13 protein-coding genes are annotated in these 14,942 nt (G+C 66.1%); 7 read left to right on the plus strand and 6 right to left on the minus strand.

Translation table 11 applies throughout. The features are described 5' to 3' along the window. Positions 1-133: 133 nt before the first annotated feature. Positions 134-1,177: a phosphoribosylformylglycinamidine cyclo-ligase gene (gene purM / locus FHW58_RS21495; RefSeq protein WP_179675226.1), complete on the minus strand. Its 1,044-nt coding sequence runs from the start codon at positions 1,175-1,177 to the stop codon at positions 134-136. Positions 1,178-1,349: 172 nt separating this feature from the next. Here purM and FHW58_RS21500 point away from each other — a divergent pair, with 172 nt between their 5' ends. Genes FHW58_RS21500 through panB form a run of 6 tightly spaced genes read left to right on the plus strand, consistent with a single transcriptional unit; the run spans position 1,350 to position 6,725 of the window. Further along, positions 1,350-2,435, plus strand: a complete 1,086-nt coding sequence (locus tag FHW58_RS21500; RefSeq protein ID WP_179675227.1) for an AI-2E family transporter — start codon at positions 1,350-1,352, stop codon at positions 2,433-2,435. A gap of 45 nt (positions 2,436-2,480) precedes the next feature. Then, positions 2,481-3,167, plus strand: a complete 687-nt coding sequence (hda, locus tag FHW58_RS21505) for a DnaA regulatory inactivator Hda (protein WP_179675228.1) — start codon at positions 2,481-2,483, stop codon at positions 3,165-3,167. Beyond that, positions 3,167-3,838, plus strand: coding sequence for an HAD family phosphatase (locus FHW58_RS21510; RefSeq protein WP_179675229.1), 672 nt, complete (start codon positions 3,167-3,169; stop codon positions 3,836-3,838). The genes hda and FHW58_RS21510 overlap by 1 nt, the downstream gene beginning before the upstream one ends. Further along, positions 3,831-5,270: a polynucleotide adenylyltransferase PcnB gene (gene pcnB / locus FHW58_RS21515; RefSeq protein WP_179675230.1), complete on the plus strand. Its 1,440-nt coding sequence runs from the start codon at positions 3,831-3,833 to the stop codon at positions 5,268-5,270. The genes FHW58_RS21510 and pcnB overlap by 8 nt, the downstream gene beginning before the upstream one ends. A gap of 13 nt (positions 5,271-5,283) precedes the next feature. After that, positions 5,284-5,823: a 2-amino-4-hydroxy-6-hydroxymethyldihydropteridine diphosphokinase gene (gene folK / locus FHW58_RS21520; protein ID WP_179675231.1), complete on the plus strand. Its 540-nt coding sequence runs from the start codon at positions 5,284-5,286 to the stop codon at positions 5,821-5,823. Between the two features lie 17 nt (positions 5,824-5,840). Then, the gene (gene panB / locus FHW58_RS21525) at positions 5,841-6,725 is read left to right on the plus strand and encodes a 3-methyl-2-oxobutanoate hydroxymethyltransferase (RefSeq protein ID WP_179675232.1); all 885 of its coding nucleotides are present in this window, start codon (positions 5,841-5,843) and stop codon (positions 6,723-6,725) included. A gap of 7 nt (positions 6,726-6,732) precedes the next feature. Here panB and FHW58_RS21530 read toward each other — a convergent pair whose 3' ends face one another. Further along, positions 6,733-8,313 (minus strand): GDSL-type esterase/lipase family protein, encoded by a 1,581-nt coding sequence (locus FHW58_RS21530; RefSeq protein ID WP_179675233.1) that lies wholly within the window; start codon positions 8,311-8,313, stop codon positions 6,733-6,735. A gap of 162 nt (positions 8,314-8,475) precedes the next feature. Here FHW58_RS21530 and tkt point away from each other — a divergent pair, with 162 nt between their 5' ends. After that, positions 8,476-10,548: a transketolase gene (tkt, locus tag FHW58_RS21535; RefSeq protein WP_179675234.1), complete on the plus strand. Its 2,073-nt coding sequence runs from the start codon at positions 8,476-8,478 to the stop codon at positions 10,546-10,548. Positions 10,549-10,587: 39 nt separating this feature from the next. Here the strand turns inward: tkt and tal are convergent, their stop codons facing one another. From tal to FHW58_RS21555, 4 genes are all read right to left on the minus strand, one after another. After that, the gene (gene tal / locus FHW58_RS21540) at positions 10,588-11,658 is read right to left on the minus strand and encodes a transaldolase (RefSeq protein WP_179675235.1); all 1,071 of its coding nucleotides are present in this window, start codon (positions 11,656-11,658) and stop codon (positions 10,588-10,590) included. A gap of 13 nt (positions 11,659-11,671) precedes the next feature. Then, a complete protein-coding gene (locus FHW58_RS21545; protein WP_179675236.1) occupies positions 11,672-12,337 on the minus strand; it encodes an HAD family hydrolase in 666 nt (221 codons plus the stop codon). Beyond that, positions 12,337-13,365 carry a phosphogluconate dehydrogenase (NAD(+)-dependent, decarboxylating) gene (gene gnd, locus FHW58_RS21550; protein ID WP_179675237.1) on the minus strand — a complete coding sequence of 343 codons (1,029 nt, stop codon included), beginning with the start codon at positions 13,363-13,365 and terminating at the stop codon, positions 12,337-12,339. The genes FHW58_RS21545 and gnd overlap by 1 nt, the downstream gene beginning before the upstream one ends. 89 nt (positions 13,366-13,454) lie before the next feature. After that, entirely contained in the window at positions 13,455-14,933 is a 1,479-nt protein-coding gene (locus tag FHW58_RS21555) for an aldehyde dehydrogenase (protein ID WP_179675238.1), read from the minus strand. Between the last annotated feature and the right edge of the window lie 9 nt (positions 14,934-14,942).

Consider the following 14,942-nt stretch of genomic DNA (forward strand, 5'->3'; position numbering starts at 1 on the left):
AACGGCCCGGTCGTCATTACGACCGGGCCGTTAAAGCACTACCTCAGCGATACACCGTTCGGGTCTTGAAACGAGACCTTAACTGAACGGCATTAGGCACGCGGCCCGCTTTTTTTGTATCGCAAAGTATCGCTTACACGACGATGGTCTGGTGCTCGTCGCCGACGCGGGCGCGGATTTTGCCGATGGTGTAGACCGTTTCGCCGGCCGCTTCCAGCTGCGCCTTGGCCGCCGCCGCGTTCTCGGCCGACACGATCACGGTCATGCCGATGCCGCAGTTGAACACGCGGTGCATTTCGGCGTCGGCCACGCCGCCGTGCTGTTGCAGCCACTGGAACAGCGGCGGCAGCGTCCACGACGTGGCATCCAGCTCGGCCACCAGGCCAGGCTGCAGCACGCGCGGGATGTTTTCCACCAGGCCGCCGCCGGTGATGTGCACCATGCCCTTGACGTCGATCGATTCCATCAGCGCCAGCAGCGGCTTGACGTAGATGCGGGTTGGCGCCATCAGCACGTCGGCCAGCGGACGGCCGTGGAAGTCGCCGGCCAGGTCCGGCTTCGACACTTCAATGATCTTGCGCACCAGCGAGTAGCCGTTGGAGTGCACGCCCGACGACGCCAGGCCCAGGATCACATCGCCCGGCGCGATCCTGGTGCCGTCGATGATCTTCGATTTTTCCACCGCGCCGACCGCGAAACCGGCCAGGTCGTACTCGCCGTCCGGGTACATCGACGGCATCTCGGCGGTTTCGCCGCCGATCAGCGCGCAGCCGGCCTGCTCGCAGCCCTGGGCGATGCCCTTGATGACGTTGGACGCGGTCGCCACGTCCAGCTTGCCGCAGGCGAAGTAGTCGAGGAAGAACAGCGGCTCGGCGCCCTGCACCAGGATGTCGTTGACGCTCATGGCCACCAGGTCGATGCCGACGGTGTCGTGGCGGTTCAGTTCAAACGCCAGTTTCAGCTTGGTGCCCACGCCGTCGGTGCCGGACACCAGCACCGGCTCCTTGTACTTTTTGCTGATCTCGAACATGGCGCCGAAACCGCCCAAGCCGGCCAGCACGCCCTCGCGCATGGTGCGCTTGGCGTATGGCTTGATCGCTTCGACTAAGGCATCACCCGCGTCGATATCGACGCCGGCGTCACGGTAGGACAGGGAAACATTAGAAGTTTGGCTCATGGTGTATTTCGCAGCGGAGGCGGTAAAATAGAAGGCGGAGACCTGCTGTTTTGCTATTTCCGTGCCAAAATCGCACGAAAATGCGCCAAATTCAGCGCAACAACCCGGTCAATCCGCTATTTTATCAAAATTGCCCCGTCCAACCGCCTTTTTAACCATCGAATTCACCTCCATGCCATTTCCCCTCTCGGTAGAGCAAAAGCAAACGGCATTCTGGTTGGCGGTGTGGGCGGCATTCCTGTTCCTGCTGATGACCCTCGGCCCGGTGCTGACGCCCTTCCTGGCGGCCGCCATTTTCGCCTACGCGCTCAACCCCGGCGTCGACCGCCTGGACCGCATCCGCTTCGGCCGCCGCTTCAGCATGCCGCGCCCGCTGTCGGTGACCATCGTGGTCACGCTGTTCTTCGCCGCCATCATCGCGCTGGTGCTGATCGTGGTGCCGGTGCTGCAAAAAGAGATCCCGCTGCTGCAGGCGCAGATCCCGGCCTTCCTGGCCAAGGCCAACGACCTGCTGGCGCCACGGCTGCAGGACCTCGGCGTCAAGGTGCGGCTGGACAGCGCCGGCATCAAGCAGCTGGCGTCCGAGCAGCTGGCCGCGTCCGGCGACGCCATCTGGGCCGCCGTGCTGAATTCCGCCCGCGTCGGCGGCACCGCCATCGTCGGCTGGCTGGCCACGCTGACGCTGATCCCGGTGGTGCTGTTCTACCTGCTGCTGGACTGGCCGGCCATGCTGGCGCGCGTGGCCAACTGCGTGCCGCGCCGCTACATCGCGCCGACCATGGGCATGGCGCGCGAGGTCGACACGCTGCTGGCCCAGTACCTGCGCGGCCAGTTGCTGGTGATGCTGGTGCTGGCCATCTACTACTCGGCGGCGCTGGCCATCGCCGGCTTCGACGTCGCCCTGCCGGTCGGCATCATCACCGGCCTGCTGGTGTTCATCCCCTACCTCGGCTTTGGCTTCGGCCTGGTGCTGGCGCTGATTTCGGCCGTGCTGCAATTCGCCGACTGGAGCGGCGTCATCGCCGTCGCCATCATCTACGGCTTCGGCCAGGTGCTGGAAGGTTTCGTGCTGACGCCGCGGCTGGTGGGCGAGCGCATCGGCCTCAATCCGCTGGCCGTGATCTTCGCGCTGCTGGCCTTCGGCCAGCTGTTCGGCTTTGTCGGCGTGCTGCTGGCGTTGCCCGCGTCGGCGGTGCTGATGGTGGCCTTCCGCCACCTCAGACGCCACTATCTGGCGAGCAGCTTTTATAATGCATGATGTGAAACAGATAAACGTTATGCAAAAGACCACAAGGCGAACGCCATGAAACAACTGGTGCTCGATTTAGGCGCGGAACCAACGCACAGCCTCGCATCGTTCGAGGTGGGACAGAATGCCGAAGCGGCAGCGCTGATGCGGCAGTTCGCCGATCGCACGGCGCGCGAGCACTTCGCCTACCTGTGGGGCGCGGTCGGCGTCGGCAAGTCGCACCTGCTCAAGGCCCTGGCCAGCAGCGGCTCCGAGGCCGAGCAGGCGCGCGCGCGCTACATTTCGCCGTTCTCGATCGAGTCCGAATTCGTCTACTCGCCGGAGGTGGACCTGTACCTGCTGGACGACTGCGAGAAGCTGTCGCCGGTGGCGCAGATCGACGCCTTCGCCCTGTTCAACGAAATCCGCGCCAACAACGCCTTCATGGTCTGCAGCGGCAACGTGGCGCCGGCCGTGCTGCCGGTGCGCGAGGACCTGCGCACGCGCATGGGCTGGGGCCTGATCTACCAGATCCACGGCCTGACCGACGACGAGAAAAGCGCCGCGCTGGCGGCGGCGGCGGCGGCCCGCGGCTTGACGCTGTCGGCCGGCGTGATACCCTACCTGCTGTCGCACTTCCAGCGCGACATGCGGTCGCTGTCGACCATCCTCGACTCGCTGGACCAGTATTCCCTTGAAACCCAACGCCCGATCACTCTGCCGCTGCTGCGCGAGTGGTTGCAGGCGGAAGCGAAAGAATGATGAATCTCGCCCTCTTTGACCTCGACCACACCCTGCTGCCGATCGACTCCGACTACGAATGGGGCCAGTTCCTGGTGCGCACCGGCGCCGTCGATGCCGTCGAATTCGACCGCCGCAACAAGGCCTTCTTCGCCCAATACCAGGCCGGCACCCTCGATCCGGTAGAATATCTGGAGTTCGCCCTGGGCACGCTGGCCGGTTTTCCGCGCGCGCGGCTGGCGGCGATGCAGGCGCAGTACATGGCCGAAGTGGTGCAGCCGGCGATCCGCCCGGCCGCGCTGGCGCTGCTGAAAAAGCATGCCGACGCCGGCGACCTGGTGGCCATCGTCACCGCCACCAACCACTTCGTCACCGCGCCGATCGCCAAGGCGCTGGGCGTGGAGCACCTGATCGCCGCCATGCCGGAAGTGGACGCCGACGGCAACCTGACCGGCCGCCTGCTTGGCACGCCGACGCAAGGGCCGGGCAAGATCGTCCACACCAAGGCGTGGCTGGAAAAAATGGGGAAGACGCTGGAAGACTTTGGCACCGTCCACTTCTACAGCGATTCGCACAACGACCTGCCGCTGATGTCCATCGTCAGCCATCCGGTGGCGACCAACCCCAACGAAAAACTGAAAACGCACGCCGCCGCACAAGGCTGGCCATTAATTGAGCTGTTCAATGATTAAGAAACTGATCCGCAAAATCCTCGGCACCAAGAGTAAAGCGGCCCGCGACACGAATACGCCGGTGGTGCTGGGGCCGGAAGCCCACGGCATCGACCCGCGCCTGCTGTCCAACAACGCCATCCGCGTCACCAGCACGCTGCAGGAAGCCGGCTACGAAGCCTTCGTGGTCGGCGGCGCCGTGCGCGACCTGCTGCTGGGCGTCAAGCCCAAGGACTTCGACATCGCCACCAACGCCACGCCGGAGCAGGTCAAGCGCCTGTTCCGGCGCGCCTTCATCATCGGCAAGCGCTTCCAGATCGTGCACGTGATGTTCGGTCAGGACCTGCTGGAAGTGACCACCTTCCGCGGCACCACGTCGGAGAACGCGCCCAAGGACGAACATGGCCGCGTCCTGCGCGACAACACCTTCGGCTCGCAGGCGGAAGACGCCGAGCGGCGCGACTTCACCGTCAACGCCATGTACTACAACCCGGCCACCCAGCAGGTGCTGGACTACCACGGCGGCATCGAGGACATCCGCGCCAGGACGCTGCGCATCATCGGCCAGCCGGAAGCGCGCTACCGCGAAGACCCGGTGCGCATGCTGCGCGTGGTGCGCTTTGCCGCCAAGCTGAAATTCACCATCGAGCCGGAAACCGGCGCGCCGATCAAGGTCATGGCGCCGCTGATCAACAACGTGCCGGCCGCGCGCGTGTTCGACGAAATGCTCAAGCTGCTGATGAGCGGCCACGCGCTGGCCTGCCTGCAGCAGCTGCGCAAGGAGGGCCTGCACCACGGCCTGCTGCCGCTGCTGGACGTGGTGCTGGAGCAGCCGCTGGGCGTCAAGTTCGTGACGCTGGCGCTGGACTCGACCGACGCCCGCATCCACGCCGGCAAGACCGTGTCGCCGGGCTTCCTGTTCGCCTCCCTGCTGTGGCACCAGGTGCTGGAGAAGTGGACCGCCTACCGTGCGTCCGGCGAGCAGGCCATTCCGGCGCTGCACCTGGCGGCCGACGACGTGCTCGATTCGCAGACCGAAAAGCTGGCCCTGCAGCGCAAGATCGGTACCGACATGCGCGACATCTGGTCGATGCAGCCGCGCTTCGAGCGCCGCACCGGCAAGGCGCCGTACAAGCTGCTGGAGCACCTGCGCTTCCGCGCCGGCTACGACTTCCTGCTGCTGCGCTGCGCCTCCGGCGAGATCGACGCCGAAATCGGCGACTGGTGGACCGCCTTCTACGAGGGCGACGAGATCACCCGCGAAGAGCTGATCGCCTCGGCCAGCGCGCCGCGTGAAGGCGGCGGTGGCGGCGCAGGCGGTGGCGGTGGCGCCGGCGGCGGCGCCAAGCGCAAACGCGGCCCGCGCCGTGGCGGCCGCAATCGCGGCGGCCGTGGCGGCGAAGGCGGCAACGCCGACGCGCCGGCGCCAGCGCACGACGGCGGCGCCGAGTAAACTCTCCGGCATCATGCACACCGCAATTTCCGCAGGACTGGCGCCCGCCTCCGCCCCGGACGACAAGGCGCCGTTCGCGTTCACCATCGCCTACATCGGCATCGGCGCCAACCTGGGCGATGCCCGCGCCAACGTGCAGGATGCGCTGGCGCGGCTGCAACGCCAGCCCGGCTGCACGCTGCTGGCGGCATCCAGCCTGTACAGCACCGCGCCGATCGATTCCAGCGGCGACGACTACATCAACGCCGTCGCCCGCATCGCCACCACGCTGGATGCCGAGGCGCTGCTGCAGGCGCTGCACGGCATCGAGCAGGCGCACGGGCGCGAGCGGCCCTACCGCAACGCCCCGCGCACGCTCGACCTGGATCTGCTACTGTACGGCGACGCCGTCATCAACAGTCCCACGCTGACCGTGCCGCACCCGCGCATGACCGAACGCGCGTTCGTGCTGGTGCCGTTGCTGGAACTGGCGCCATCGATACACATACCCGGCCATGGCGCGGCGTCGCAGTACGCCGCCGGCGTGGCCGACCAGGGCATCAACCCGATTTAATCAGTAAAGGATTTACCATGTCTGGATACCTGCAAGGCAACGAGCTGGCCGCGGGCCAAAAGCCTGCCGACGCCAACGCCCCCGCACCGGCGCCCGCCAAGGCGGTGGTCAACAAGGCCGTCACCGTCAACACGCTGCAGGCGCTGCGCGCCGCGCGCGAAAAGATCACCATGCTGACCTGCTACGACGCCAGCTTCGCCTCGCTGATGGACCGCTGCGGCGTGGAGATCCTGCTGATCGGCGACTCGCTGGGCATGGTCTGCGCCGGTCACACGTCGACGCTGCCGGTCACCGTCAACGACATCGTCTACCACACCGCCTCGGTGGCGCGCGGCGCCAAGAACGCCATGATCGTCGCCGACCTGCCGTTCGGCGCCTACGGCACCCCGGAAACCGCCTACGCCAACGCCGTGCAGGTGATGCAGGCCGGCGCCCACATGATCAAGATCGAAGGCGGCGCGTGGCTGGCGGACACGGTCAAGTTCCTGACCGAGCGCGCGATTCCGGTATGCGCGCACCTGGGCCTGACGCCGCAGTCGGTGCACCAGCTGGGCGGCTACAAGGTACAGGGCAAAACCACCGAGAGCGCGGACTTGCTGCGCGCCGATGCGCTGCGCATGCAAGCGGCCGGCGCCTCGCTGCTGGTGCTGGAGGCGATTCCATCGCAGCTGGGCAAGGAAGTGACCGAGCTGCTGTCGATTCCGACGATCGGCATCGGCGCCGGCCCGGACTGCTCGGGCCAGGTGCTGGTGATGCACGACCTGCTGGGCGTCTTCCCGGGCCGCAAGGCGCGCTTCGTGAAAAACTTCATGGAAGGTCAGACCAGCATCGACGCCGCCATCACTGCCTACGTCAGCGGGGTAAAAGACGGCAGCTTCCCGGCGCCGGAACACTGCTTCTAAGCCGCGCTCAGTGACAACAGGTGCCGGTGTACCACACCGGCTTCCCGGCGCTGTAGGTGACGAAGTTGCCGTCATTTTGCAGATAGGTGGCAACGCTGGCGGAAACATGGACGCCGCTCTGCCACAGGATGCCGCCGGCGGCATCGTATTCCACCAGGTTGCCGTCGTCCCGCATCAGCAACAGCGCCGCGCTGCTGCCTTGGGTGGCGGTATTCCAGAGCGGTGTCGCCCCCAGATAAATCACCAGATTCCCATCGTTCTGCAAGTTGAGACCAAACCGGCCGTCGCAGGACTGCAGCTGCTGGCCGCGTTTCAGCCCCTGCCCGGGCAGCAGCTGGCCGCACTGGGTCGGCGCGGCCACCGGCGGCAGCGACGACGGCTGCCCCAATGCCGTCAGCGGCACGGCATCGGCGATCGCCTGCAGGCCCGCCTCGTTGGGATGCAGGCTATCGCCGGCATCGTACTGCGCCAGATAGCGGCTGCGGTCGGCGGGATCGCTGGTGGCCAGCGCCTGGTCGACCACCGCGTCGCAGCCGCTGTTGGCGCTCTTCATGAAGGCGTTGAGTTGCGCGCGGCTCTCCTCCGCCGCCTGGGTCCACTGCGGCGTGCCATGGAACGGCGTCAGCGTCGAGCACAGGAACTTGACGTTGGACTGGTGGGCGGCGGCGATCAGTTCCTTCAGCACCGCGATCAGATCGGCAGCCGGCACCGGGTTGGCGTTGTTCAGGTTATTCACCGCATCATCCGACACGATCACCCACTTCACGCCCGGCTGCTGCAGCACGTCGTGCGCAAAGCGCGTACGGCCGGCCTGGCCGGCGCCGTCGCTAAAGAAGTTATTGCCGCTGATGCCCTGGTTTAGTACCCCCACCGTCATGCCGGCCTGCTGCAGCCGCAGCGCCAGGTCGTTGGTCCAGCGCAGATTGACGTTGGGGCGCGAGGCCACGCCATCGGTGATCGAGGCGCCGAACGCCACCACGGCGCCGGTGGCGGCGGCGTTTTGCACATCGACATTGGTGAGGAAATAGTAAGCCTGGCCACTGGCGGAATTGGTGCTCACGCTGCGCATATTGGTATCGGCGGCGGCATTGCCCGGGGCGATATACACGTCCTGCAGCGAGCCGCCATGCCCGGTGGCGCGCGGCGCGGTGGCGCCGGGCACGTACAGGCTGACCGCGATGTCGCTCAGCGCCGGCACCGCGAACGCCACCGTGTCGCTGCTGACTTCCGCGCCGGCGGGTATGGTGACAGTACTCCGGCCATTGAACAGCACCTGCCGTCCACTGCCCGGCACCGTCGCCGCCTCGCTGGCGCGCAGCGCGATATAGACCGGTCCCAGCGTCACCGGCTGGGTGCCGAAGCGATTGGACAGGCGTATGCGCGCCGCCGTGCCGCCGATGCTGGTGTGGACGATCTGCCGGATCGTCTGGTTGCGGAAGCCGGCATCGTCGGTGGTCCAGGGCGTGACCGACCAGGTGCCGGTCCAGGGAACGGCATCGGCGGCGCGCGAGGGCATGGCGACCATGGCGGCCGCGATCAGCGGCGCGGCAAGCAGGACCCGGCCAAGGTTTTGCAAACTGGCATGCATGCGTTTCTCCAAAAGGATGATCGTCCTCGCAACATAGCAAGAAATACAAATCCACGGCGCAGTGCAGCCGTGCGCTGCGCGGCCGCCTAAGTGGCGTGCCGCACAGAGTGGCGCCGCCGCCAGCGCTACTGTGCAGTGAGACTGTCTTCGAAGGATGCACGCATGACCTCTCCCGATCAACTGAATATCGACACCCTGCGTTTCCTCAGTGTCGACATGGTACAAAAGGCCAACAGCGGCCATCCTGGCCTGCCGCTGGGCGCCGCGCCGATGGCTTACGTGCTGTGGACGCGCTTCCTCAAGCATCATCCCGCCAATCCGCGCTGGTTCGACCGCGACCGCTTCGTGCTGTCGGCCGGCCATGGCTCGGCCATGCTATACAGCCTGCTGCACCTGAGCGGCTACGACGTGCCGCTGGAGCAGTTGCAACAATTCCGCCAATGGGACAGCATCACGCCCGGCCATCCTGAACGCGGCGTCACGCCCGGCGTCGAGATCACCACCGGGCCGCTGGGCCAGGGCTTCGCCAACGGCGTCGGCATGGCCATCGCCGAGGCCAGCCTGGCAGCGCGCTACAACCGTCCGGGCCACAACGTGATCGACCACCATACCTATGGCATCGTCAGCGACGGCGATCTGATGGAAGGCATCGCCTCGGAAGCGGCGTCGCTGGCCGGCCACCTGAAACTGGGCAAGCTGATTTACCTGTACGACGACAACCAGGTCACGCTCTCGGCCGGCGCGGACATGACCTTCAGCGAAGACCGCGCCGCGCGCTTTGCCGCTTACGGCTGGCACACGCAGACGGTGGACGACGCCAACAACATCGCCGCCATCGAGCAGGCGCTGGCCACCGCGCGCGCCGAAGTGCACAAGCCGTCGCTGATACTGGTGCGCAGTCACCTGGGCTATGGCTCGCCCAATAAACAGGACAAGATCGACGCCCATGGTTCGCCGCTGGGCGCCGACGAAGTCGCGCTGACCAAGCGCGCGCTGGGCTGGCCGGAGCAGCCGGCGTTCCTGATTCCCGAGGAGGCGCGCATGGCATATGCAACAGCCGGCGCGCGCGGCGGCCACCAGGAAGCCGAGTGGCGCGACCGCATGGACGCCTATGCCCGGGATTTCCCCGAACTGGCCCGCGAGTTGCGCCAGCTGATGGAAGGCGGCGGCGGCCTGCCGGACGGCTGGGATGCCGACATTGCGCTGTTCCCGGCCGATGCCAAGGGCGTGGCCACGCGCACGGCGGCCGGCAAGGTGGCCAACGCCATCGCCGCCAGACTGCCGGCGCTGATCGGCGGCTCGGCCGACCTGGACCCGTCGACCTTTACCGCGCTGGCCAACTTCGGTGACTTCCAGCCGGACAGCCCGCCCGGCGCCGAAGAAGCGGGCGACCGCCAGGGCTCGAATGGCGGCGGCTGGAGCCGCGCCGGCCGCAATCTCCATTTCGGCGTGCGCGAGCACGCCATGGCGGCCATCTGCAACGGCCTCGCCGCGCACGGCGGCGCGCTGCCATTCAATGCCACCTTCCTGGTGTTTGCCGATTATCTTCGTCCAGCCATGCGCCTGTCGGCGATGATGGGATTGCAGGTGGTGTATGTGTTCACGCACGACAGCATCGCCCTCGGCGAGGACGGCGCGACCCACCAGCCGGTTGAGCATCTGGCCAGCATGCGGGCGATGCCGGGACTGGTGGTGATACGCCCGGCCGACGCCAACGAGACCGCGGAGGCCTGGCGCGTGGCGGTGCAATCGGTCGCCCGCCCGGTGGCGCTGGTGCTCACGCGGCAGCATGTGCCGACGCTCGACCGCGCCCAATTCCCCGCAGCCGACGGCTTGCGGCGCGGCGCCTATGTGCTGAGCGAGGCACAGGGCGGCGCAGCGCAGATCATCCTGATCGCCACCGGCTCCGAGGTGCACCTGGCGCTGGCCGCGCAAGCCCAGCTCCATGCGGACAACGTGCGCGCGCGGGTGGTTTCGATGCCGAGCTGGGAGCTGTTTGAAGATCAGCCGCAGGAATATCGCGACCAGGTGCTGCCGCCGGCCGTGACGGCCCGCCTGGCGATCGAGGCGGGCGCCTCGCAGGGCTGGCATCGCTATCTGGGCACACGCGGGGAGGTATTGGGCATCGACCGTTTCGGCGCCTCCGCGCCCGGCGAGCGCGTGCTGCGCGAATACGGCTTCAGCGTGGAAAACGTCTGCCTGCTGGCGCACGCGGTGCTGGCCCGCAACCTCTAATACTAATACCGTCGTTCCGGCGCACGCCGGAAAGACCATTCAGGCCTTGCTCTTCTCGGCGATGACATCCATCAGCTGCCGCCATGACTTGCTGAACGACTCCGCGCCTTCGTGCTGAAGCCGCGCCGCCAGCGCCTCGACATCAACGCCAGCGTCGGCAAACTGCGCCAGGACTTTTTCAGCATCGCCTCCCTCGGGCGGCATGCTGCCATTCACCACGCCGTGATCGACAAACGCCTTCAGCGTTTTTTCCGGCACCGTGTTAATGGTCTGTGGCGCCATCAGCGATTCCACATACAGCACATCCGACGCCTCCGGGTCCTTGGTGCCGGTGCTTGCCCACAGCAAGCGTTGCGGCAGCGCGCCAGCCTCCGCCAGCTTGCGCCAGCGCGGTGACGCCAGCAACTCGCGATACGCCGCATACGTCTGGCGAGCCACCGCGATACCCAGCTTGTTCTGCAGCGCCGCCGGCGCCGTGTCCTTGACGCCGGCATCCCAGCGGCTGACGAACAACGATGCCACGGACGCCACCTTGGGGTCCAGGCCCGCATCCAGGCGGCGCTGCACGCCACGCAGATACGCCTCGGCTGCCGCCAGATACTGGGCGCGCGAAAACAGCAGCGTCACATTGACCGGAATGCCTGCGAAAATCGCCTCCTCGATCGCCTTCACACCCGCCTCGGTGCCGGGGATCTTGATGAACGCATTCTTGCGCTGCAAGCGTTCATGCAAGGTCCGCGCCTCGCGCAACGTGCCCTCGGCATCGTGCACCAGCAAGGGCGACACCTCCATCGACACCCAGCCATCCAGGCCGTGCGACTCCTCGTGCATGGGCAGGAACAGATCGGCCGCCTGCTGCAAATCTTCCAGCGCCAACTCCAGGAACAACTGTTCGCCCTCTCTGCCGGCCGTGCTTTTGGCGCGAATGGCCTCATCGTAGAAATCGGCGCCATGAATGGCTGCCTCAAAAATGCTGGGATTGGAGGTCAGGCCGCTGATGTCGTAATCATCGATATACTGTTTCAGCGTGCCACTGGTCAGCAGGCCTCGCGTGATATTGTCCAGCCACAGGCGCTGGCCCAGCTGGTGCAACTGTAAAGCGGAATTCATATCGGTGTCTCCTTTACGTGCCAGCGAAAGCCGGCAAGTCATAGTCGAGCAGGTCGCCGATGCGCTCAATCGTCGCATCCGGCGTCGTGAAACTGGCGACATCAGGGGCGAAGGCATAATGCCCCTGGCGCGGAAACACGGTCGTCAGGCGCTCGCCCCAGCCCTGCTTCATCGCCGCCAATATGCGTACCTTATCGTCGATCATCACATAACGGCGCGCGGGACAGGATTGCTCGATCTCCGTCAGCATGGTCTCCTTGTGCACATAGATCTGCACCCGCCCTTCCACCGCGTCCCATATCCCGGCGCGCCGGACTTTGCGCGGCTGGAATACGGCGTCGCCATCCGACAGCACGACCACCTTGCCCCACTGCGACAGGTGACCGATTACCTGCAGCGCCTGCGGATACAGGCGCTCTGCAAACGGGTAGTCCATCAGCCACTCGCCCAGCAGCAGCATGTCTGGATCGCTTAACGCGCCCAGGCGGAACTGCTGCGCCGCGCCCAGATAATCGGCATAGCCCAGCTCCGCAAAGCGCCTGGCGTAGATGTCCCAGTAGCGGTCGCGCCCCGCGACGCCGAACTGCCGCTCCAGATAAGCGCGGATATCCTGCTGCACACCGTCATTGTCCAGCAAGGTATTGTCCACATCGATCAGGAAGACAATGTCGTCGGCCATCACGCCGTCCCTTTTCCAGCGGCTTTTTCCACGTGACCGCCGAACCCCGCGCGCATCGCCGACAACACCTTGCCGGCGAATTCCGCATTGCCGCGCGAGCTGAATCGCTCAAACAGCGCATTGCTCAACACCGGCACCGGCACGCCTTCATCGATGGCGGCGGCGATGGTCCAGCGGCCCTCGCCGGAATCGGACACGCGGCCAGCGAAGGCGTCCAGTTGCGGGTCCTTGAGCAGCGCGTCGGCGGTCAGGTCCAGCAGCCAGGAACTGATGACGCTGCCGCGCCGCCAAAGCTCGGCGACCTCGCCGAGATCCAGATCATACTGATAATGTTCGGGATGGCGCAGCGGCGTGGTCTCGGCGTCCACCTGCTGTTCCAGCTTGCCGATGTTCGCGTGGCGCAGAATGTTCAGGCCTTCGGCGTAAGCGGCCATGATGCCGTACTCAATGCCGTTGTGGACCATCTTGACGAAGTGGCCGGCGCCATTCGGGCCGCAATGCAGATAACCCTGTTCGGCGCTGCTGCCAGGCTTGTCGCGGCCGGGTGTGGGCGTGGCCGCGTCACGCCCCGGCGCCAGCGTCGCGAACAGCGGCTCCAGATGCTTGACGGTGTCCGTTTCGCCGCCAATCATCAGGCAGTAGCCGCGGGTCAGGCCATGGGTGCCGCCGCTGGTGCCCACATCAACGTAATGCAGCTGCTGTTCCTTCAACTGCGCGCTGCGCCGGATATCGTCGTGATAATGCGAATTGCCGCCATCGATGATGATGTCGCCCGGCGACAGCAGCGGCTTTAGCGTATCCAGGGTGGCGTCGACCGACGCGGCCGGCACCATCAGCCACAAGACGCGCGGGCGCTCCAGTTTGCCCACCAGGTCCTGCAGCGACGAGGCGCCGGTCACACCTTCACGCAGCACCGCGTTGACGGTTTCCACATGACGCGCGTAGGCCACACATTGGTGCCCGGCCGCCGCCAGACGCCAAACCATATTGGCGCCCATGCGCCCCAGTCCAATCATACCAATTTGCATAGCAATATCCTTCGCGTTGAGGCTTGCAGCTTAGACTTCGATAAGGATGAGTTCGGTTAGATTGGCCACATAATGGCCCGCTCCAGCGATCAGATTTGTATCCAGGTTGTTTTCAGCTCGGTATACTTGTCGAAGGCATGCAGCGACTTGTCGCGGCCATTGCCGGACTGCTTGTAGCCGCCGAACGGCACAGTGATGTCGTCGCCGTCGTACTGGTTGACGTGCACCGTGCCGGCGCGCAGCGCGCGCGACGTCCGTATCGCCTTGCTCAGGTCCGCCGTCCACACGGCGGCATGCAGGCCGTACGGTGTGGCGTTGGCCTGCCGCACCGCGTCCTCCACGTCGCTGAAGCTGAGCACCGACAGCACCGGGCCGAAGATTTCTTCGCGCGCGATGACCATGCCGCTGTCCACCTGATCGAACAGCGTCGGCTCAACGTAGTAGCCGCCGGTTTCCGTGCGCGCCTGCCTGCCGCCGGCCAGCAGCCGCGCGCCGCCAGCGCGGCCGGCATCAATGTAGCCCATGACGGTCTTGAGCTGCGTCGCGTCGACAATCGCACCCATGACGGTGCTCTCATCCAGCGGGTCGCCCGGCTGATAGGCCGGCACCATGGCCAGTGCCTTCTCGATGAAGCAGTCCTTGATCGAGTCCTCGACAAACAGGCGCGAAGGCGCGTTGCAGCTCTCGCCCTGGTTGAAGAAGATGGAGCCTATCGCCGCCTCCACCGCCGCATCCAGATCCGGGCAGTCGGCGCACACGATGTTGGCCGACTTGCCGCCCAATTCCGTCCACGCCCGCTTGAGGTTCGACTGCCCGGCCATCTGCATGATCTGCTTGCCCACGCGCGTGGAGCCGGTAAAGCCGATGCAGTCCACATCCATGTGCAGCGCCAGCGCCGCGCCGGCCTCCGCGCCGAAGCCCGGCAGCACATTGAACACGCCGGGCGGCACGCCCGCTTCCAGCGCCAGCTCCGCCAGTCGCAGCGCCGTCAGCGGCGACTTCTCGGATGGTTTGAGCACCACGCTGTTCCCCGCCGCCAGCGCCGGCGCGATCTTCCACGCCGCCATCAGCATCGGATAATTCCACGGTACGATGGCCGCCACCACGCCGACCGGCTCGCGCGTGATCAGCGCCAGGCTGCTGGCCGGCGTCGGCGCGATTTCGTCGTACACCTTGTCGATCGCCTCGCCATACCAGCGGATGCAGTTGGCCGCACCGCCCACGTCCACGGTCTGGCTGTACTTGATTGGCTTGCCCATGTCCAGCGTCTCCAGCAGCGCCAGCTCTTCGACGTGCTGCTGCATCAGGTCCGCAAACCTGATCAGCACCCGCTTGCGTTGCGCCGGCGACTTGCCGGCCCAGCGTCCGTCCTCGAACGCCGCCCGTGCGGCCGCCACCGCAATGTCCACATCGGCGCCATCGCAGCGCGCCACCATGCCCAGCGAGCGGCCATCGATGGGCGACAGATTCTCGAACTGCTGCCCGGACTTCGCCCATACCCGCTCACCGCCGATGAAGGCGCGGCCATCCGCTTGCAGCGCGGCCGCCTTGTCGTGCCATTGTCCCATGTGCGTCTC

The organism is Duganella sp. 1224, assembly GCF_013408245.1.
In the GTDB taxonomy this organism is placed as follows: domain Bacteria; phylum Pseudomonadota; class Gammaproteobacteria; order Burkholderiales; family Burkholderiaceae_D; genus Rugamonas.

Coding starts and splice junctions, on each gene's coding strand:
- purM (WP_179675226.1), bottom strand. CDS start 1,177: ATGAGCCAAACTTCTAATGTTTCCCTGTCCTACCGTGACGCCGGCGTC.
- FHW58_RS21500 (WP_179675227.1), top strand. CDS start 1,350: ATGCCATTTCCCCTCTCGGTAGAGCAAAAGCAAACGGCATTCTGGTTG.
- hda (WP_179675228.1), top strand. CDS start 2,481: ATGAAACAACTGGTGCTCGATTTAGGCGCGGAACCAACGCACAGCCTC.
- FHW58_RS21510 (WP_179675229.1), top strand. CDS start 3,167: ATGAATCTCGCCCTCTTTGACCTCGACCACACCCTGCTGCCGATCGAC.
- pcnB (WP_179675230.1), top strand. CDS start 3,831: ATGATTAAGAAACTGATCCGCAAAATCCTCGGCACCAAGAGTAAAGCG.
- folK (WP_179675231.1), top strand. CDS start 5,284: ATGCACACCGCAATTTCCGCAGGACTGGCGCCCGCCTCCGCCCCGGAC.
- panB (WP_179675232.1), top strand. CDS start 5,841: ATGTCTGGATACCTGCAAGGCAACGAGCTGGCCGCGGGCCAAAAGCCT.
- FHW58_RS21530 (WP_179675233.1), bottom strand. CDS start 8,313: ATGCATGCCAGTTTGCAAAACCTTGGCCGGGTCCTGCTTGCCGCGCCG.
- tkt (WP_179675234.1), top strand. CDS start 8,476: ATGACCTCTCCCGATCAACTGAATATCGACACCCTGCGTTTCCTCAGT.
- tal (WP_179675235.1), bottom strand. CDS start 11,658: ATGAATTCCGCTTTACAGTTGCACCAGCTGGGCCAGCGCCTGTGGCTG.
- FHW58_RS21545 (WP_179675236.1), bottom strand. CDS start 12,337: ATGGCCGACGACATTGTCTTCCTGATCGATGTGGACAATACCTTGCTG.
- gnd (WP_179675237.1), bottom strand. CDS start 13,365: ATGCAAATTGGTATGATTGGACTGGGGCGCATGGGCGCCAATATGGTT.
- FHW58_RS21555 (WP_179675238.1), bottom strand. CDS start 14,933: ATGGGACAATGGCACGACAAGGCGGCCGCGCTGCAAGCGGATGGCCGC.